Source organism: Luteococcus peritonei, assembly GCF_039526385.1.
GTDB lineage: Bacteria > Actinomycetota > Actinomycetes > Propionibacteriales > Propionibacteriaceae > Luteococcus > Luteococcus peritonei.
Genome location: NZ_BAAAIX010000034.1, coordinates 11,307 through 28,173, shown reverse-complemented (window position 1 = coordinate 28,173; position 16,867 = coordinate 11,307). Strand labels below are relative to the sequence as shown.

20 protein-coding genes are annotated in these 16,867 nt (G+C 70.8%); 8 read left to right on the top strand and 12 right to left on the bottom strand.

What is annotated here, in order from left to right:
• Positions 1-2 precede the first annotated feature (2 nt).
• On the top strand, positions 3-182 hold the full coding sequence (locus ABD073_RS14240; protein ID WP_343875688.1) for a DUF6104 family protein: 180 nt from the start codon (positions 3-5) through the stop codon (positions 180-182).
• The gene (gene galK, locus ABD073_RS14235) at positions 182-1,336 is read left to right on the top strand and encodes a galactokinase (RefSeq protein ID WP_343875687.1); all 1,155 of its coding nucleotides are present in this window, start codon (positions 182-184) and stop codon (positions 1,334-1,336) included. The genes ABD073_RS14240 and galK overlap by 1 nt, the downstream gene beginning before the upstream one ends.
• 17 nt (positions 1,337-1,353) lie before the next feature.
• On the opposite strand, the gene ABD073_RS14230 is transcribed toward galK, so the two are convergent.
• A complete protein-coding gene (locus ABD073_RS14230) occupies positions 1,354-1,731 on the bottom strand; it encodes a hypothetical protein (RefSeq protein ID WP_343875685.1) in 378 nt (125 codons plus the stop codon).
• A gap of 154 nt (positions 1,732-1,885) precedes the next feature.
• Here ABD073_RS14230 and ABD073_RS14225 point away from each other — a divergent pair, with 154 nt between their 5' ends.
• A complete protein-coding gene (locus ABD073_RS14225) occupies positions 1,886-2,137 on the top strand; it encodes a WhiB family transcriptional regulator (protein WP_094764718.1) in 252 nt (83 codons plus the stop codon).
• Positions 2,138-2,238: 101 nt separating this feature from the next.
• Here ABD073_RS14225 and ABD073_RS14220 read toward each other — a convergent pair whose 3' ends face one another.
• On the bottom strand, positions 2,239-3,699 hold the full coding sequence (locus tag ABD073_RS14220) for a sensor histidine kinase (RefSeq protein ID WP_343875681.1): 1,461 nt from the start codon (positions 3,697-3,699) through the stop codon (positions 2,239-2,241).
• 136 nt (positions 3,700-3,835) lie between these two features.
• Between ABD073_RS14220 and ABD073_RS15580 the strand changes: the two genes are divergently transcribed.
• A complete protein-coding gene (locus tag ABD073_RS15580; RefSeq protein WP_386751676.1) occupies positions 3,836-3,910 on the top strand; it encodes a 50S ribosomal protein bL37 in 75 nt (24 codons plus the stop codon).
• A gap of 68 nt (positions 3,911-3,978) precedes the next feature.
• Here ABD073_RS15580 and ABD073_RS14215 read toward each other — a convergent pair whose 3' ends face one another.
• The 4 genes from ABD073_RS14215 to ABD073_RS14200 all read right to left on the bottom strand — a co-directional run bounded on the left by ABD073_RS14215 (position 3,979) and on the right by ABD073_RS14200 (position 6,515).
• Positions 3,979-4,257, bottom strand: a complete 279-nt coding sequence (locus ABD073_RS14215) for a zf-HC2 domain-containing protein (RefSeq protein WP_343875680.1) — start codon at positions 4,255-4,257, stop codon at positions 3,979-3,981.
• Positions 4,250-4,906, bottom strand: coding sequence for a sigma-70 family RNA polymerase sigma factor (locus ABD073_RS14210; protein ID WP_343875678.1), 657 nt, complete (start codon positions 4,904-4,906; stop codon positions 4,250-4,252). The genes ABD073_RS14215 and ABD073_RS14210 overlap by 8 nt, the downstream gene beginning before the upstream one ends.
• 119 nt (positions 4,907-5,025) lie before the next feature.
• Positions 5,026-5,709 carry an alpha/beta hydrolase family protein gene (locus ABD073_RS14205; RefSeq protein ID WP_343875676.1) on the bottom strand — a complete coding sequence of 228 codons (684 nt, stop codon included), beginning with the start codon at positions 5,707-5,709 and terminating at the stop codon, positions 5,026-5,028.
• Positions 5,706-6,515, bottom strand: a complete 810-nt coding sequence (locus tag ABD073_RS14200) for an SOS response-associated peptidase (RefSeq protein WP_343875675.1) — start codon at positions 6,513-6,515, stop codon at positions 5,706-5,708. The genes ABD073_RS14205 and ABD073_RS14200 overlap by 4 nt, the downstream gene beginning before the upstream one ends.
• Positions 6,516-6,617: 102 nt before the next feature.
• Here ABD073_RS14200 and ABD073_RS14195 point away from each other — a divergent pair, with 102 nt between their 5' ends.
• The 4 genes from ABD073_RS14195 (at position 6,618) to ABD073_RS14180 (ending at position 10,454) form a co-directional block, all read left to right on the top strand.
• Positions 6,618-7,247 carry a DoxX family membrane protein gene (locus ABD073_RS14195; RefSeq protein WP_343875673.1) on the top strand — a complete coding sequence of 210 codons (630 nt, stop codon included), beginning with the start codon at positions 6,618-6,620 and terminating at the stop codon, positions 7,245-7,247.
• Positions 7,248-7,308: 61 nt separating this feature from the next.
• The gene (gene aroA, locus ABD073_RS14190; RefSeq protein ID WP_343875921.1) at positions 7,309-8,598 is read left to right on the top strand and encodes a 3-phosphoshikimate 1-carboxyvinyltransferase; all 1,290 of its coding nucleotides are present in this window, start codon (positions 7,309-7,311) and stop codon (positions 8,596-8,598) included.
• Entirely contained in the window at positions 8,595-9,623 is a 1,029-nt protein-coding gene (gene rsgA, locus ABD073_RS14185; RefSeq protein WP_343875672.1) for a ribosome small subunit-dependent GTPase A, read from the top strand. The genes aroA and rsgA overlap by 4 nt, the downstream gene beginning before the upstream one ends.
• A gap of 18 nt (positions 9,624-9,641) precedes the next feature.
• On the top strand, positions 9,642-10,454 hold the full coding sequence (locus ABD073_RS14180; protein WP_343875671.1) for an inositol monophosphatase family protein: 813 nt from the start codon (positions 9,642-9,644) through the stop codon (positions 10,452-10,454).
• Positions 10,455-10,517: 63 nt separating this feature from the next.
• Here the strand turns inward: ABD073_RS14180 and serA are convergent, their stop codons facing one another.
• From serA to ABD073_RS14150, 6 genes are all read right to left on the bottom strand, one after another.
• Positions 10,518-11,705: a phosphoglycerate dehydrogenase gene (serA, locus tag ABD073_RS14175; protein ID WP_343875669.1), complete on the bottom strand. Its 1,188-nt coding sequence runs from the start codon at positions 11,703-11,705 to the stop codon at positions 10,518-10,520.
• An 83-nt stretch (positions 11,706-11,788) separates the two neighbouring features.
• Positions 11,789-12,583: an ABC transporter ATP-binding protein gene (locus tag ABD073_RS14170; RefSeq protein WP_343875667.1), complete on the bottom strand. Its 795-nt coding sequence runs from the start codon at positions 12,581-12,583 to the stop codon at positions 11,789-11,791.
• Positions 12,580-13,440: an ABC transporter ATP-binding protein gene (locus tag ABD073_RS14165; RefSeq protein WP_343875666.1), complete on the bottom strand. Its 861-nt coding sequence runs from the start codon at positions 13,438-13,440 to the stop codon at positions 12,580-12,582. Before ABD073_RS14165 ends, ABD073_RS14170 begins: the two co-directional genes overlap by 4 nt.
• The gene (locus ABD073_RS14160; protein ID WP_343875664.1) at positions 13,437-14,252 is read right to left on the bottom strand and encodes an ABC transporter permease; all 816 of its coding nucleotides are present in this window, start codon (positions 14,250-14,252) and stop codon (positions 13,437-13,439) included. Before ABD073_RS14160 ends, ABD073_RS14165 begins: the two co-directional genes overlap by 4 nt.
• Positions 14,249-15,214, bottom strand: coding sequence for an ABC transporter permease (locus ABD073_RS14155; protein ID WP_343875662.1), 966 nt, complete (start codon positions 15,212-15,214; stop codon positions 14,249-14,251). The genes ABD073_RS14160 and ABD073_RS14155 overlap by 4 nt, the downstream gene beginning before the upstream one ends.
• Positions 15,211-16,737 carry an ABC transporter substrate-binding protein gene (locus tag ABD073_RS14150; RefSeq protein WP_343875660.1) on the bottom strand — a complete coding sequence of 509 codons (1,527 nt, stop codon included), beginning with the start codon at positions 16,735-16,737 and terminating at the stop codon, positions 15,211-15,213. Before ABD073_RS14150 ends, ABD073_RS14155 begins: the two co-directional genes overlap by 4 nt.
• Between the last annotated feature and the right edge of the window lie 130 nt (positions 16,738-16,867).

The following is a 16,867-nucleotide window of genomic DNA, read 5'->3' as shown; positions in this document are numbered from 1 at the left end:
CGATGTACTTCACCGATCGTGGCCTGGAGGAGCTGGCCTCTCGTCGTGGCGACGAGGAGGTCAGCTTCTCCTGGCTGAGCGAGCAGATGCGCACCTTCGTGGACCTGAACCCGGAGTTCGAGGTGCCCGTGGAACGGCTGGCCACCTGGCTGGCCCGACTGGATGACGACGAGGACGAGTGATGACGGTCCAGGACCAGGCCGTGGTGGCCGAGTTCACCGAGTGGACGGGCCAGGCGCCCCAGGGCGTCTGGTTCGCCCCCGGCCGGGTGAACCTGATCGGTGAGCACACCGACTACAACGACGGCTTCGTGATGCCCTTCGCCTTGGCGGTGGGCGCCACGGTGGCCGCCTCCGCACGCACCGACCAGATGGTGCGGCTGCGCTCGGTGGACATGGGCGAGACGGTGGAGCTGGAGGTGCTGCGCCCCTACGACCAGCCCTCGGCCACCACCGGCTGGGGCGCCTACCTGGCCGGCGTCATCTGGGCCCTGCGCCAGGCCGGTCACCCGGTGGGTGGCATCGACCTGGTGCTGGCCTCCGACGTGCCGATCGGGGCCGGGTTGTCCAGCTCGGCGGCCATCGAGTGCGCCGTCGTGGCCGCCTGCTGCGACCTGTTCGGTCTGGAGATCTCCCCGGTGGAGCGAGCCAAGCTGGCCCGCGTCGCCGAGAACCAGTTCGTCGGGGCGCCCACCGGCCTGCTGGACCAGGCCGCCTCCACCCTGTGCCAGGCCGACAGCGCCCTCTTCCTGGACTGCCGCAGCCTGGAGACCGAGTCGGTGCCGCTGCCGCTGGCCGACCAGGGCCTGGAGATCCTGGTGCTGGACACCCACACCCCGCACAGCCACGTCGACGGCGAGTACGCCGAACGACGCGCCACCTGCGAGGCGGCGGCCCGCACGCTGGGCGTCCCGGCGCTGCGCGACGTGACCAACCTGGACGAGGCACTGGGCCGGCTGGACGACGAGCTGCAGCGCAAGCGCACCCGGCACGTGGTGACCGAGGACGAGCGGGTGCTGCAGGCCGTCGAGCTGGGACGCTCCGGCCGTCTGCGCGATCTCGGCCCGCTGCTCGACGCCTCGCACGCCTCGATGCGCGACGACTTCGAGATCACCGTCCCCACCGTCGACCTGGCGGTCGAGACCGCCCGCGCCAACGGTGCACTGGGCGCCCGGATGACCGGTGGCGGCTTCGGCGGCTGCATCATCGCCCTGTGCGAGCAGGGCACCGGCGAGGGGGTCGGCGAGCAGGTGGCCCAGGCCTTCGCCCAGGCGGGCTTCAACGTGCCCACCTGGTTCACCGTGGTGCCCGAGCAGGGCGCCCGTCGGATCAGCTGAACCGCCACCCCGGCGCCTCAGACGCCGGGGTGGCGCAGGTCGTCGACGTGGGCCTTGACGCCCGCCGCCAGGGTGGCGCCGGCCAGCAGCACGAAGAGCCACAGCCAGCCCTGCCCGCTCCCCCGCGCCGTCGAGACACCCACCAGCAGGTGCAGCAGGGCGGCGGCCACCACCGCCCCGTCGGCGAGGGGCAGACGGCGCAGGCAGGCCCAGCCGATGCCCGCCACCAGCACCGCGTAGACCAGCAGCATGGCGCCGATGCCGGCCGAGAAGATGCCATTGCGCACCGCCACGGAGCCGATCCCCGTCACCAGGAATAATGCGGCGGTCGCCAGGGTTCCACCACTGGCCAGCCGGACGGGCAGGGACGAGGTCACGCGGACAGGTTCAGGCACCCCCCAAGGATATGGGTGTGATGAGAATCTCTTGGCAGGTCCCCAATGTGTTGTCACACTGGTCTACGCTGTGTGTTCGCGAGCCCGCCGGTTCCTGCCGGATCCAGGCCGCGCACGACGCGGCCCCGCACGCAATGACTAAGGAGCACTACTGATGGATTGGCGCCACAAGGCTGCCTGCCTGACCGAGGACCCGGAGCTGTTCTTCCCCATCGGGAACACCGGCCCCGCCATCCTCCAGATCGAGGAGGCCAAGAAGGTCTGCCGCCGCTGCGAGGTGCGCGAGCAGTGTCTGGCCTGGGCCATCGAAGCAGGTCAGGACCATGGTGTGTGGGGCGGACTGAGCGAGGACGAGCGTCGCGCCATGAAGCGTCGCCAGGCGCGCTCGCGCCTGCGCAACTCCTGAGCCTCATCTGACGGCACGACAGCCGCCCGGGTTCTCCCCGGGCGGCTGTCGTGCGTTGTCGTACGGCTCTGCGTCGGTTCGGTGCCGGCGGGCCGGGCGGCTCAGGCGTGCGGGACGGGAATCACGACGCGGGCCCGCGAGCCCTGCCGGTCGGCACGGTTTCCCAGCTCGAAACGGCCGTCCATGTCGGTCACCAGGGTGCGCACGATGGACAGGCCCAGACTGGACGTGTTGTCGATGTCGAAGCCCTCCGGGATCCCGACGCCACCGTCCAGCACGTCGATCACCAGCTCCTCGCCCTCCAGGTGGGGGTGCACCACGACCTCGCCCGAGGAGGAGTCGAAGCCGTGCTCCACGGCGTTCTGGCACAGCTCGGTCATCACCAGCGAGAGCGAGGTGGCGGTGTCGGCCGGCACCAGCCCGAAGCTGCCGTCGCGACGGGCGTGCACCTTGCCCGAGGAGGCGGCCACGTCGCCCACCATCCGCAGGATCCGGTCGGCCACGTCGTCGAAGTCCACGGCCTCGTCGAAGGTCTGGCTGAGCAGCTCGTGCACCACCGCGATGGCCGAGACCCGGCTCATCGCGTCCTTGAGCGCGCCCTTCGCCTCGGGCGACTGGATGCGACGCGACTGCAGGCGCAGCAGGGCGGCGACGGTCTGCAGGTTGTTCTTGACCCGGTGGTGGATCTCGCGGATGGTCGCGTCCTTGGTGACCAGCTGGCGTTCCTGGTTGCGCAGGTCGGTGGTGTCGCGGCAGAGCACGAGGGTGCCGTGGCGGTGCTCGTCCTCACGCACCAGCGGGATGATGCGCAGGCGCACCGCAGCGCGCGGGTTGCTGATCTCCAGCTCGCGCACCTGCCGGCCCGACAGGTCCGTGCCCACGTCCTGGCCGACGTCCTGGATGCCCTCCACCAACGCCTGGGTGAGCTGGCGGAAGTCCTCGCCCACCAGGTCCATCGCCAGGCCCAGGTGGCGGTAGGCGCTGACCGCATTGGGACTGGCCCAGACGATGGTGCCGCGAGCATCGAGGGTCATCATGCCGTCGCCCGGCCGCGGGCTGAAGGTGTGGTCGCTGGGCGGGTCGATCGGGTAGCGGCCGTGCCAGAGCATGTCGGCCAGCACCTCGGAGGTCTCCAGGTAGGCATCCTCCAGCGCACCGGGTGCGCGCACGCCCATCTGGTTGGTGTGGCGCTCCACGACGCCGATGCAGCGTCCGTGGCGCACGATCGGGATGGCCCAGACGTCCACCGGGATCCCGGAGCGCAGCTGGTTGTCGCTGGTCTCGCAGATCTCCTGCGAGAGGTAGGCCGAGGTGACCAGGTGCTCGGGGTCGTAGCGGATCTCCTCGCCCACCACGTCGTCCTCCAGCGCGGTGGGGCCGGTGGTGGGACGGATCTGCGCCGCCGCCCAGAAGACGTTGTCGTCGACGTCCGGCACCCACAGGATCAGGTCGCTGAAGGAGGTGTCGGCGAGCAGGTGCCACTCGTTGACCAGGCCGCGCAGCCAGTTCTTGTCCGCCTCCGAGAGGTTGGTGTGGGTGGCGAGCACCATTTTCATCGGCATGTGCTCACCCTAGCCAGCGCCGTGCGCGCGCGCCTGTTTGGCCAGCACCCCGGGCAGTGGCAGAATCAGTACTCGTGCCCGGCATCGCCGGGACGCTCGCTCCCGCGAGCGCTGACCAAGACCTCGAGGAGTCATCATGGGCAAGACCGGACGCAAGCGCCGCGCTCGCCGCAAGAATGGCGCGAATCACGGCAAGCGTCCCAACGCCTGATCCGTCGCTGCGAGACAACGAACGAGCCCCGGCCGGTTGGCCGGGGCTCGTCGCATGTCCAGAGGTGCTCAGCCCTCCCGGGTGCGCATGGTCATCGACATCTTCACGATGCGCATCCGCAGCTCGCTGCTGGCGGCGGTGGGCGGGTGGCAGCGCTTGACCAGCGTGGCGATGGTTTGCTCGATGTCGTAGTTCTCCAGACACTGCTCGCAGGCGTCCAGGTGGGCGCGGATCAGGTCCGCATCGGCCTCGGGCAGCTCGTGGTGCAGGAAGGCCTGGACCTGGCTCAGCGCCCGGGCGCAGGCGTCGTGGTCGTCGCCGTGGTCGGTGATGGGCAGCTCACTCATCGCGGCCCCCGATCCCCTGCTCGGCGGCATGGTCGGCCAGCTTGGCGCGCAGCTGGGTGCGGCCGCGGTTCAGCCGGCTCATCACGGTGCCGATCGGCGTGCCCATGATCTCGGCGATCTCCTTGTAGGAGAAGCCCTCCACGTCGGCCAGCAGGACCGCTTGGCGGAAGTCCGGCGCCAGCGCGTTGAGCGCGTCCAGCACGGCACCGTCGGGGATCCGGTCCAGCGCCTCCATCTCGGCCGAGCGCAGGCCGGTGGAGGTGTGCGACTCGGCCTGGGCCAGCTGCCAGTCCTCGACGTCGGCGCCGCCGGTGGTCTGCGGCTGGCGCTGCGCCTTGCGGTAGGTGTTGATGTAGGTGTTGGTCAGGATCCGGTACAACCAGGCCTTGAGGTTGGTGCCGGGCGTGAACTGCTTGAAAGAGCTGAAGGCCTTGGCATAGGTCTCCTGCACCACGTCCTCGGCGTCGGCCGGGTTGCGGGTCATCCGCAGGGCGGCGCCGTAGAGCTGGTCCAGGTAGACCATCGCATCGCGTTCGAAACGTTCGGCGCGCTGCTCGTCGGTCTCCTCGAGGGAGGCCTCTAGGGCGTCGACGGATGCGTGGTCGAGGTCGTCGGCCAGGTCGTCGTGTGTGGCACCGGGGAGAGTCATCACGTACGACAGTACCGAAGAATCAGGCGCGGACGCAGTGCCGCCACCGGCTCTGCCCGTTCGCCCTCGGCGTTCCTCCAGGATCATCACGTCGAGCAGAACGCCACTGCGAAGCCGGTTTATTCCGCGGACTCGAGGCTGCCGGGCGCCAGCACGAAGCGGGCGACCTGCTCGGCGAGCGCGACCCACAGCTCCTCGGTGCCGGGGACCGCCCGCTGGCCCACGGTCAGCTCGTGTCCGGCCTGCTCCAGCTCCGCGACGCGGATCCGGCCGGCCCGGGCAGCCACCTCGCGAACCTCCTGGGCGGAGCCGAAGGGGTCGCGTCCGCCCTGCACCACCAGGGTGGGCAGGCCGGAACCGAGCAGTTCCGCGGCGCGTGACTTCTCCGGGCGGCCCGGCGGGTGCAGCGGGAAGGCCAGGGCCAGCACGCCGACGGCGCCCAGCCCCGAGGCGGTGCGGCAGGCCACCCGCGCCCCGGCGGAGCGGCCACCCAGCACCAGCTCGACAGCCGGGTCCAGCCGTTCGCGCAGCACCGCGGCGGCCTCGGTCCAGGCCTCGTCGAGACGTTTCGGGGCGGGCGCGATGCGACGCCCGGCGGTGCGCCAGGGCTGCTCGTACCGCACGACACAGATGCCCTGCTCGGGCAGATGCCGGGCCAGGGCCACCAGGTCAGGAGCGTCGGCTCCCCCACCGGCACCGTGGCCGAGCAGCAGCACGTGGCCGGCACCGAGCTCCCCGTCGACCACCAGCCGTGACGGGCCCTGCGCGGTCTCGACGTCGAGCACCTGTTCGGCGGAGCTCACAGCAGGGTCTCCTGCTCGGGCTCTCCCTGGGTCGGGTCGGTGGGCACGGGCTGCACCAGCTCGGGGCCGTCATTGCGCACATTGCTCACCAGCCGGCTCACCGCCCAGGCGGTCATCTCCTGCGGCCCCGGCACGTGCAGCAGGTCGTGGGCGGCCAACGGGTCGGTGAGCCCGGGGTCGAGCCAGTGGTCCCAGTCACGACGGCGTACCTGCATCGGCATCCGGTCGTGGATGTGGCCCAGCTCGTCGGTGGCCTGGGTGGTGATCACGGTGCAGGTGGTCAGCCAGGCGTCGGGGTCCTCGGGGGCCAGTGCGGGGTTGCGCCAGAACTCGTAGAGGCCGGCCATGACCATCAGCTCCGGCTCGTCGGGCCTCGGCAACGGATGGATCCAGAAGGGTTGCTTCACCGGCTTGGGTGCGCGCCCACCGCTGGCCGGGGCGGGCTGCTGCAGGGTGTACCACTCGTAGTAGCCGTCGGCCGGCAGCAGGCAGCGGCGGGTGGCGAAGGCCTTGCGGAAGGCGGGCTTCTCGGCGACGGTCTCGCTGCGGGCGTTGATCATCCGGGCGGCTCCCGCGGGGTCCTTGGACCAGCTCGGCACCAGCCCCCAGCGCGGCCGGGCCAGCTTGCGCGCCACCTGCCCGGTGGCCTTGTCGGTGCGCTCCATCACGGCCGGCACCGGGTCGGTGGGGGCGATGTTGTAGCGCGGGGCCAGTGGCTCCTGGCCGGGCAGCTCCACCACCTCGTCCACCTCGAAGACCTCGACGAGCTGGGCCTGGGAGGCCGAGGCTGCATAGCGTCCACACATGGCGCCCACCGTACCCAGCCGCGGGTGATTACGCCCTCGGCTTGACGATTTGTGGGCCGGGGGCCTTTTCGTTTCGAGGACCGGTTCGGTAGACATGGGAGCATGACTCTGATCCGTGCAGCCGGGCGCACCATGCTCGCCAGTTTCTTCATCGTCAACGGGGCCAAGGCCGCCGCCAAGCCGGAACCGCTGGTGGCCGATGCCGAGCCCATCGCACGCAAGGTCGTCCCGCTGGTCCAGCAGGTGGCGCCGCCGAGCGTCGCCAACTACGTCCCCGAGGAGACCAAGCAGCTGGTCCGCCTGACCGGCGTCGCGCAAGTGCTGGGCGGACTCGGCCTGGCCACCGGCCTGGGCCGTCGCGCCTCCGCCACCCTGCTGAGCGCCTCGATGGTGCCGCACGTGCTGGCCTCGCGCCCCGCCAAGGGCGCCACCGCGGAGCAGAAGGCCGCGGCCCGCTCCGTGATGCTGCGCAACATCGCGCTGCTGGGCGGCGCCCTGATCGCCTCCCAGGACACCCAGGGCAAGCCCTCGCTGGCCTGGCGCGCCAGCCACGAGGCCCGGCAGCTCTCCAAGGAGGCCCAGGCGCAGAAGAAGGCGCTGTCCAAGGCCGCCGAGAAGCAGTCCAAGAACGTCAAGAAGCAGGCCAAGCAGCTCACCGGCTCCTCGGCCACCAAGGACGTGAAGAAGCAGTACGAGGACGTCGTCAGCAGCATCGAGTCGCTGCTCAAGTGAACCTCACCCCGGGCCGTCCCGGCCGTCTGACAGAATCGACGTCGTGACGCACCCCGAACCCCTGGACGGGCCTTGGCCGGCACCTGCCGCGCCAGGGCCTTTCCATGCCACCGTGGAGGTCCCCGGCTCGAAGTCCGAGACCAACCGCGCCCTGCTGCTGGCTGCCCTCGCCGACGCCCCCAGCACCATCACCGGGGCCCTGGAGGCCCGCGACACGGTGCTGATGCGCGCCGCCCTGGAGGCCATGGGCGTGAGGATCACCGGCGAGGGATCGACGCTGCACGTCGAACCACCGGCCCGGCTGCACGCCGCCACCGAACCGGTCGACTGCGGCCTGGCCGGCACCGTGATGCGCTTCGTCCCGCCGCTGGCGGCACTGACCGGCGGTCGCACCCGCTTCGTCGGCGACCCCGTGGCCTCCGAGCGCCCCTTGGCCCCCGTCCTGGACGGGCTGCGCCAGCTGGGCTGCCGGGTGAACGGCGAGGCCATCCCCTGCACCGTCGACGCCCCGGAGGCGCTCGGTGGGCCCCACGTCGAGGTGGACGCCTCCGCCTCCAGCCAGTTCGTCTCCGGCCTGCTGCTGGTCGGCGCCCGGCTGCCGCAGGGCCTGGACCTGCACCACGTCGGCACCGGCGGCGTGCCCAGCCGGCCCCACATCGAGATGACCCTGGAGATGCTGCGCTCTCGCGGCGTGCGGGCCGACTGGAGCGGTCCGGCCAGCTGGCGCGTCGAGCCCGGTGGTGTCCGCGCTCTCGACCAGCGCATCGAACCTGACCTGACCAGCGCCTCGGTCTTCCTGGCTGCCGCCGCCCTCAGCGGCGGCAGCGTCACCGTGCCCGGCTGGCCCGGCCGCACCACGCAGGGCGGCGACGCGATCCGCGAGGTGCTCACCCGGATGGGCGCCGAGGTGGCACTGGACGGCGACGCCCTGACGGTGCGCGGGACCGGCACGCTGAACGGCCTCGACGTGGACCTGCACGCCTCCAGCGAGCTCACCCCGGTGGTGGCCGCGCTCTGCCTGTTCGCCGACGGGGTCAGCACCATCCGCGGCGTGGCCCACATCCGCGGCCACGAGACCGACCGGCTCGCAGCCCTGGAGGCGGAGCTGGCCCGAGTGGGCGGCAGTGTCGAGCAGACCGAGGACGGGCTGCGGATCACCGGCACCGGCCTGGCGGCCGAGGGCCTGCACCCGGCCGCACTGCTCAGCTACGCCGACCATCGCATGGTCCACGCCGAGGCCCTGGTGGGCCTGCTGGTGGACGGCTGCACGGTGGACGACGTGGCCTGCACCTCCAAGACCATCAACAACTTCGACACCCTGTGGAGCGACATGCTGGATGGTGAGCGTTGAGCCCCCGCGCCGTGCGCGGAGCGATGGGCCGCAATGTCCGCACCGACGACCTGGAGAGCTTCGACCGGCCGGGCAAGCGCAGCCGGCCGCGCACCAAGGACCGTCCCGACTACTCCGAGCTGCCCGTCGCCCGGGTGATCACGATCGACCGGGGCCGCTACCGCTGCCAGCTCGACGACGTCCTGGTGACCGCCACCAAGGCACGCCAGCTGGGCCGCAAGGGGGCCATCGTCGGCGACATCGTGCGCCTGGACGGTGACGTGAGCGGCGAGGAGGGCACGCTGGCCCGGATCGTGCAGGTGGAGGAACGCAGCACCGTGCTGCGCCGCACCGCGGACGACACCGACCCCTTCGAGCGGCCCATCGTCGCCAATGCCGACCAGCTGCTGATCGTCACCGCGCTGGCTGACCCGCCGCCGCGGATGGGCATGATCGACCGCATCATGGTGGCGGCCTATGACGCCGGGATCGAACCCATCCTGTGCCTCACCAAGTCCGACCTGGCCAGCCCCGATGCCCTGCTGGCGGCCTACCAGCCGCTCGGCGTCGACGTGGTGGTCACCGAACCGGGCAGCGACTTGGAGCCGGTGCGGGCCCTGCTGGCCGACCGCGTGACCGTCTTCGTGGGCCACTCCGGCGTGGGCAAGTCCACCTTGGTCAACGCCCTGATCCCCGGCGTGAACCGCACCACCGGAGACGTCAACGACGTCACCGGCCGGGGCCGGCACACCTCCACCAGCGCCATCGCCCTGGAACTGCCGGACTGGCAGGGACGCCAGGGCTGGGTGATCGACACCCCCGGCGTGCGCAGCTTCGGCCTCTCCCACGTCACACCCGAGGGCGTGCTGGCGGCCTTCGGCGACCTGAGCCGCTTCACCGTCGACTGCCCCCGCGGCTGCCAGCACGGCGCCGAGGACCCGGAGTGCGGCCTGGACGCCGCCGTCGAGCGCGGGGACCTGGCACCGGAGCGACTGGAGAGCTACCGGCGCATGTGGCAGGCCGGCCGCCTGAAGGACTGGGAGTGAAGCCGCTAGTCTGAGCCCATGGCGACTGATGGCAAGCCCGTGTCCTACACCGACGACCTGCGTCTGGCCCACCTGCTGGCCGACAATGCGGACTCCATCACCATGAGCCGGTTCAAGTCCGGCGATCTGCGCATCGACACCAAGCCGGACATGACGCCGGTCTCCGATGCCGATGTGGCCACCGAGCAGGCCATCCGCGCCACGCTCGCCAAGGCGCGTCCCCGCGACGCCGTGCACGGCGAGGAGGGCGAGGACACCGGCTGGGGACCCCGTCGCTGGGTGATCGACCCGATCGACGGCACCAAGAACTATGTGCGCGGCGTGCCGGTCTGGGCCACGCTGATCGGCCTGATGGTCAACGACGAGGTGGTGGCCTCGGTGGTCTCCGCCCCGGCCCTGGGCCGGCGCTGGTGGGCCAGCAAGGGTGACGGCGCCTATGCCGGCAAGACCCTGCTCAAGGGCCAGCCGATCCACGTCTCCGCGGTGCAGGAGGTGGGCGACGCCTCGTTCAGCTACTCCTCCATCGACGGCTGGATGACCTCGGGCCGCGGCCAGAACTTCGTGAACCTGCTGCGCAGCTGCTGGCGCACCCGCGCCTATGGCGACTTCTGGAGCTACATGCTGGTGGCCGAGGGTGCGGTGGACCTGGCCGCCGAGCCGGACCTGGCGCTGCACGACAAGGCCGCCCTCGACGTGATCGTGCGCGAGGCGGGCGGCCGCTTCACCGACCTGGACGGCCACGACGGCCCGTCGGGCCCTGGCGCCATCGCCACCAACGGCGTGCTGCACGAGGACGTGGTGGCAGCCCTGGCCCCCGACGAGCGCGACTGACCCGGACGACGCACGAGCGCCCGGCCCCTGGTGGGGCCGGGCGCTCGTCACGTCAACGGGGGCTCAGATCACGCGGACCCGGATGGTCTCCTCCATGGCCTGCAGCTCGTGCTGCAGGTTCGGGTGGGAACCGGAGACGTCGGTGACGGCGTAGCCGATGTGGCCCTGGGTGGCCAGGGTCTGGAAGGTGATGTTGCCGTCGTGCTGGGCGAAGACCTGGTTCAGCCGGGCCATCACGCCGGGCACGTTGCGGTGCAAGTGCAGCACGCGGGTGCCCTCGAAGGGCTGGGTGGCCACCTCGGGCATGTTGACGCTCATCGAGGTGTTCCCGGTGGACACGTTGTCCAGCAGCTTGCCGGCGACGTAGCGGCCGATGTCCACCTGGGCCTCCTTGGTGGAACCTCCGACGTGCGGGGTGAGGATCACGTTGTCCATCCCCTGCAGCTCGCTGACGAAGGGGTCCCCCGCCACCTTGGGCTCGGTGGGGAAGACGTCCAGACCGGCGCCCGACAGGTGGCCGCTGCGCAGGTGGTGCACCAGAGCCTCCAGGTCGTAGACCTGTCCACGGGCCAGGTTGAGGAACTGGGCGCGCGGCTTCATGGCGGCGAACTGCTCCTCACCGAAGAAGCCGGTGTTGGCGGCACGGCCGTCGATGTGGAGGCTGACCGTGTCCGCCTCGGCCAGCAGCTCCTCCAGGCTCTCGCAGCGTCGGGCATTGCCCAGGGCCAGCTTGTCGGCGATGTCGTAGAAGATCACCTTCATGCCGAAGCTCTCGGCCAGCACGGACAGCTGGGCGCCGATGTTGCCGTAGCCGACGATGCCCAGGGTCCGGCCCCGCACCTCGTGGGAGCCAGCCGCGGACTTGTCCCAGACCCCGGCGTGCATCAGGCGGTTCCTGTCGCCCAGGCGCCGCGCCAGCATGATGATCTCGCCGATCGCCAGCTCCACCACGGAGCGGGTGTTGGAATAGGGCGCATTGAAGACCGGGACACCGGCATCGGCGGCCGCGCCCAGGTTCACCTGGTTGGTGCCGATGCAGAAGCAGCCGGCGGCCATCAGGTCCGGGGCCTGCGCGATCACCTGGTCGGTGAGCTGGCTCTGGGAGCGGAGGCCCAGCAGCTGCACCCCCTGCAGGGCCTGGACCAGGTCGTCGCCCACCAGGGCGCCCTTGCGGGTCTCGACCTCGATGCCCGCCTCGGTGAGGATGCGGGTGGCTTCGGGATGGATGTTCTCGAGCAGGAGTGCCTTCACTCACGCAAGTCTAGGTTCCTGCACCGGCTCGGCCCGACCGGTCTCACGAGCACCGGGGCCGGTGCTGCCGGTGTGCTGGTGGTCTACTCGGCCCGCTGCTGTCGCCGCAGCCGGATGGTGGGGATGGCGGCCAGCAGACGACGGGTGTACTCGTGCTGCGGATCGCGGTAGACCTGCTCCACCGGGCCCGCCTCGACGACCTCGCCCGAGCGCATCACCACCAGCCGGTCGCAGACGTGGCGCACCACCATCAGGTCGTGGCTGACGAAGACCATGGTCAGCTCGTACTCGTCCACCAGCTCGCGCAGCAGGTTCAGCACCTGGGCGCGCACCGAGACGTCGAGGGCGCTGACCGGCTCGTCGGCGATCAGCACGTCGGGCTTGGGGGCCAGGGCGCGGGCGATCGCGATGCGCTGGCGCTGCCCGCCGGAGAACTCGTGGGGATAGCGCTCCCCCGCATCGGCGGGTAGGCCCACCTGGTCGAGCACCTCACGCAGCCGGGCAGCCCGGTCCACCGGCACGTCGCTGCGCTGGCGCAGCAGCGGTGAGCGCAGCGGCTCGGTGATGATCTCGCCGACGCTCATCCGCGGGTTGAGCGAGCTGCGGGGGTCCTGGAAGACCATCTGGACGCTGGAGCGCAGCCCGCCCAGCTGCTTCTCGGGCAGGGCCTGGACCTCGGTGCCGCGGAAGCGGATCACGCCAGAGGTGGGACGGTCCAGCGCGGCCATCATCCGGACCAGGGTGGACTTGCCGGAGCCGGACTCCCCCACGATGCCGACGCGGTCGCCCTCGGCCACCACCAGGTCGACGTCCTTGACCGCGTGCACCCGGCCGCGACCGAAGATGCGGTTGACGCCCTCCAGCTCGTAGACGTTCATGCGTTGTCCCCCGTCCGGGCACCGGGGCGCCAGTAGTCGTCGACGACGGGCAGCCGGCTCCCGGGCTCGGCCAGGTCGAGCCGGGCGGTGGCCACCAGCCCCTGGGTGTAGCCGTGCTGCGGATCGCCCAGCACATGCTCGATGGAGCCGCGCTCCACCACCTCGCCGCGGTACATCACCATCGCCTCGTCGCAGACCTGGCTCACCACGGCCAGGTCGTGGGAGATGAACAGACAGGCGGCGCCCACCGCGTCGAGCTCGGTGTCGAGCACCTGGAGCACCTTGGCCTGGACTGTGACGTCCAGCGCGGTGGTGGGCTCGTCGCAGATCACCAGGTCAGGCTGGTTGACCAGGGCCATGGCCATCATCACGCGCTGGCGCTGACCGCCGGAGAGCTGGTGCGGGTAGGCGTCGGCGATCCGCTCGGGGCTGGGCAGGTCCACCCGGCCCAGCATCTCGACGACGCGACGCCGGGCGTCGCCCTGCGGCACGTCCTGGTGCAGCCGGAGCACCTCGGCCACCTGACGGCCACAGGTCATGGTCGGGTCGAGGGCGGTCATCGGCTCCTGGAAGACCATGCTGACCACGTCGCCCCGCAGCCGGGAGAGCTCGGCGTCACCGGCGCCCACCACCTGGTGGCCGGCCAGCCGCACCGAGCCGGTGACGTGCGCATTCTCCGGCAGCAGGCCCATCAGGGCCAGCGAGGTGACGCTCTTGCCGGAGCCGGACTCGCCGATCAGGCCGAGACGCTGCCCGCGACCCAGGCTGAAGGACAGGTGCTGCACGGCGGGCACGTGGCGTCGGCCGAAGCTGACGCACAGGTCCTCGACGACCAGCAGCTCGTCGGTGGTGCTCACTGGACCTCCCGGAGCCGCGGGTCGAGCAGTTCGCGCAGACCGTCGCCCAGCAGGTTGAAGCCCAGCACCGCCAGGGCGATGGCCAGCCCCGGCCAGAAGACCTGCTCGGGGTGGCTGAACAGCTGCTTGGACTGGGCCTCGTAGAGCATCCGACCCCAGCTGGGCGTGGTGATCGCCGTGGCCAGGCCCAGATAGCTGAGCGCCGCCTCGGCGAGGATGGCCATGGCGAAGGAGACCGAGGCCTGCACCCCCACCAGCGGGGCGATGTTGGGCCAGACGTGGCGGGCGGCGATGGTGGGCCAGCGGGTGCCGCAGCTGCGGGCGGCCAGCACGTAGTCCTGGCTCATCACCTGCAGCGTCGCGGCGCGGGTGATGCGCACGAAGACCGGGATGGTGGCGACGCCGATCGCCACCATCCCGGTGAGCGTCGAGCCCCCGACGGCGGCAGCCAGCAGGATGGCCAGCAGCAGCGCCGGGAAGGCGTAGAGGATGTCGGTGATGCGCATCAGCAACCGGCCCCAGCGGCCCTGCACCATGCCGGCCAGCAGGCCCAGCGGCACGCCCACGACGGCGGCGATGGTGACGGCCACGACGCCCACCAGCAGGCAGATGCGGGCGCCGGCCATCAGGCGGCTGGCCACGTCGATGCCCATCGAGTCGGTACCCAGCAGGTGCGGCCAGCCGGGCGGCTGCATCCGCTGGGTGGGGTCCACCTGGGTGGGGTCGAAGGGGGTCCAGACCAGCGAGACCAGCGCGGTGAGCACCAGCAGGCCCACCAGTACGGAACCGATCCACAGCGAGGCGCGCCTCATCGCTCCACCTCCTCGCTGCGCAGCCGGGGGTCGATCAGCAGGTAGGCCAGGTCGACCAGGGCGTTGATGACCAGCACCAGCGCCACCAGGATCATCACGATGTACTGCACCAGCACCAGCTCGCGCTGCTCGACGGCCTCCAGCAGCTGGCGGCCCAGACCGGGCAGGGCGAAGACGGACTCGACGACGATGGCGCCGACGAACAGGGTGGACAGCTGCAGGCCCAGCACGGTGACCACGCTGAGGGCCGCATTGCGCAGGCCATGGCGCACCATGGCGGCGCGGGTGGTCCAGCCCACCGAGCGGGCGGTGCGGAACCAGTCCTCCTCCAGCACCTCGATGAAGGCGCTACGGACATAGCGCGAGAGCACGCTGGCCTGCACCAGCGCGATCGAGACCACCGGCAGCACCAGGTGGCGCGCCCAGTCTCCGACGCCGCGCGAGAGCGGCGTGTAGCCGTTGGCGGGAAGCCAGTGCAGCTTCACCGCGAAGACCACCACCAGCACGATGCCGGCCAGGAAGGCGGGCACCGCCATGCCCACCTGGCTCAGCGCCGAGGCGACGAAGCCGCTCCAGCGGCGCCGTGCCACCGCGGCGAACATGCCCAGCGGGAAGGCCACCAGCATCGCCAGCAGCATGCCGAGCACCACCAGCCACATGGTCAGGCCCAACCGCGGGGCGATCAGCTCGGCGATGCTGCGGCCGCTGTGCGCGGTGGTGCCGAGGTCACCGGTGAGCAGGCCACCGAGCCACTCCAGGTAGCGGATCCAGACGGGACGGTCGAGACCCAGCTGGCCCCGCAGTGCCTCCAGGGAATCCGCATCGGCCTGGTCGCCCAGGATGGCGGTGGCGACGTCGCCGGGCAGCAGGTTGACCAGCGCGAAGATGATGGCCGATGCCACCAGCAGGCTCACCACGAAGGTGGTGAGCCTGCTGACGACGAGCCGGGCGCGGGGCCTCATCCGTTGCGGGAGGCCATCTGGGTGACGTCGAAGCTGGAGCTCGTGGTGTTGGCATTGATGCCGGTGATGTCGGAGCGCGAGACCGCGATGTGTGGGAAGAGCCACAGCCAGTCGGCGGCCGCATCGGTGGCCAGCATCTTGGAGGCCTTCTTCATCAGCTCGACGTACTGGGCGTCGTCCGCGGCATCGGCCTGGGCCACCAGCTTGGCGAAGTCCGGGTTGTCGTAGTGCCAGTAGTAGTTCGGGTTGGCGAAGTTGACGATGTCGCGCGGCTCGACGTGGCTCACGATGGTCATGTCGTAGTTGCCGGCGGTGTAGACGTCGGACAGCCAGCGGGAGAAGTCGAGCTCCTCGACGGTGGCGGTGATGCCCACCTGCTTGAGCTGGCTGGCGATGAACTGCGCAGACGGGGGCGCATAGGGCAGGGTCGGCACCCGCAGGCGCAGCGTCAGGTTGCTGACGCCGGCCTCCTTGAGCAGGGCCTTCGCCTTGGCCGGGTCATAGGGGTAGGTCTTCGACAGGTCCTCGTACCAGGGGTCGGTGGGCGGCACCATGGAGCCGATCAGGGTGCCCTTGCCGCCCCACACGGAATCCAGCAGGGCCTGGCGGTCGATGGCGTGGTTGATGGCCTGGCGCACCTTGAGGTTCTTCAGCGCCGGGTTTCCACCCTTGCCCTGGTTGAGGCCGAGCACCACCTCACCGTTGGTGGTGCCCTCGGTGACGGTGTACTTCGAGGTGTCGCTGAACTGGTCGAGCGCCTCGGGGGCGGTCAGGTCGCTGATCACGTCGATGTCGCCGGAGAGCATCGCCGAGCTCATCGAGTTGGCGTCGGCGAAGTAGCGGAAGGTGACGGTGTCGAAGCGCGAGGGGGTGCCCCAGTAGTCCTGGGAGAGCTTGAGGCCGACGCTCTCGCCCTGCTTCCATTCCGCGAAGGTGAAGGGGCCGGAGGCGACGGGGCTCTTGGCGAGGGTGGCGAAGGACTTCGGGTCGGCGACGATGCCGGCGGCCGAGGCCATGTCGTAGAGCCAGGCCTGGGAGGGGCGGCTGAGCTTCACGGTGACGGTGCCCGCGTCGGTGGCGGTCGCGGAGCTGACCACCGCCATCTGCTTCTTCATCAGCGGCAGCACCTTCTTGTCGGTGCGGATCCGGTTGATGTTGTCCACCACGGCCTGGGCGTCCACCGGGGCGCCGGTGGAGAACTTGGCCTTGGGCTGCAGCGTGAAGGTGTAGGTCTTGCGGTCCTCGGAGCGGGTCCAGCTCTGTGCCAGCAGCGGCTTGAGCTTGCCCTCCCCATCGATCTTCACCAGCGTCTCGTAGACGTTGTAGAGCAGGGCCTGCTGGATGGCCGCACCGGCGGTGGTGGTGGGGTCCATCGACTGGGGCTGCGCGGTGGCGCCGACGACGAGGTCGCGGGCCTGCTCCTCGGTACCGCCGTCGGAGCTGCTGCAGGCGGCCAGCGTCATGGTCATCACGCTTGCCACCAGCAACGATGCCAGCTTGCGAAGACGCATCTTGGATCCCATCTCTCGGTCCTCCGCCCCGGGCCCTGGCCCTGGCTCGCGCAAACTCTACCGTCGGTTCCGGCAAAGTCGGTCCGCGAGCGCGCGTGGTCGGCACGGCTTTTCGGTGAGGGCAGAATGGAGGCCGGACAGG

Excerpts from the sequence above, each read along its gene's own strand:
- ABD073_RS14240 (WP_343875688.1), top strand. The coding sequence starts at position 3 with ATGTACTTCACCGATCGTGGCCTGGAGGAGCTGGCCTCTCGTCGTGGC.
- ABD073_RS14180 (WP_343875671.1), top strand. The coding sequence starts at position 9,642 with ATGGCGACTGATGGCAAGCCCGTGTCCTACACCGACGACCTGCGTCTG.
- ABD073_RS14220 (WP_343875681.1), bottom strand. The coding sequence starts at position 3,699 with ATGCCGATGAAAATGGTGCTCGCCACCCACACCAACCTCTCGGAGGCG.
- ABD073_RS14170 (WP_343875667.1), bottom strand. The coding sequence starts at position 12,583 with ATGAACGTCTACGAGCTGGAGGGCGTCAACCGCATCTTCGGTCGCGGC.
- ABD073_RS14160 (WP_343875664.1), bottom strand. The coding sequence starts at position 14,252 with ATGAGGCGCGCCTCGCTGTGGATCGGTTCCGTACTGGTGGGCCTGCTG.
- ABD073_RS14225 (WP_094764718.1), top strand. The coding sequence starts at position 1,886 with ATGGATTGGCGCCACAAGGCTGCCTGCCTGACCGAGGACCCGGAGCTG.
- ABD073_RS14210 (WP_343875678.1), bottom strand. The coding sequence starts at position 4,906 with ATGACTCTCCCCGGTGCCACACACGACGACCTGGCCGACGACCTCGAC.
- ABD073_RS14200 (WP_343875675.1), bottom strand. The coding sequence starts at position 6,515 with ATGTGTGGACGCTATGCAGCCTCGGCCTCCCAGGCCCAGCTCGTCGAG.
- ABD073_RS14150 (WP_343875660.1), bottom strand. The coding sequence starts at position 16,737 with ATGGGATCCAAGATGCGTCTTCGCAAGCTGGCATCGTTGCTGGTGGCA.
- galK (WP_343875687.1), top strand. The coding sequence starts at position 182 with ATGACGGTCCAGGACCAGGCCGTGGTGGCCGAGTTCACCGAGTGGACG.
- ABD073_RS14195 (WP_343875673.1), top strand. The coding sequence starts at position 6,618 with ATGACTCTGATCCGTGCAGCCGGGCGCACCATGCTCGCCAGTTTCTTC.
- ABD073_RS14155 (WP_343875662.1), bottom strand. The coding sequence starts at position 15,214 with ATGAGGCCCCGCGCCCGGCTCGTCGTCAGCAGGCTCACCACCTTCGTG.
- ABD073_RS14215 (WP_343875680.1), bottom strand. The coding sequence starts at position 4,257 with ATGAGTGAGCTGCCCATCACCGACCACGGCGACGACCACGACGCCTGC.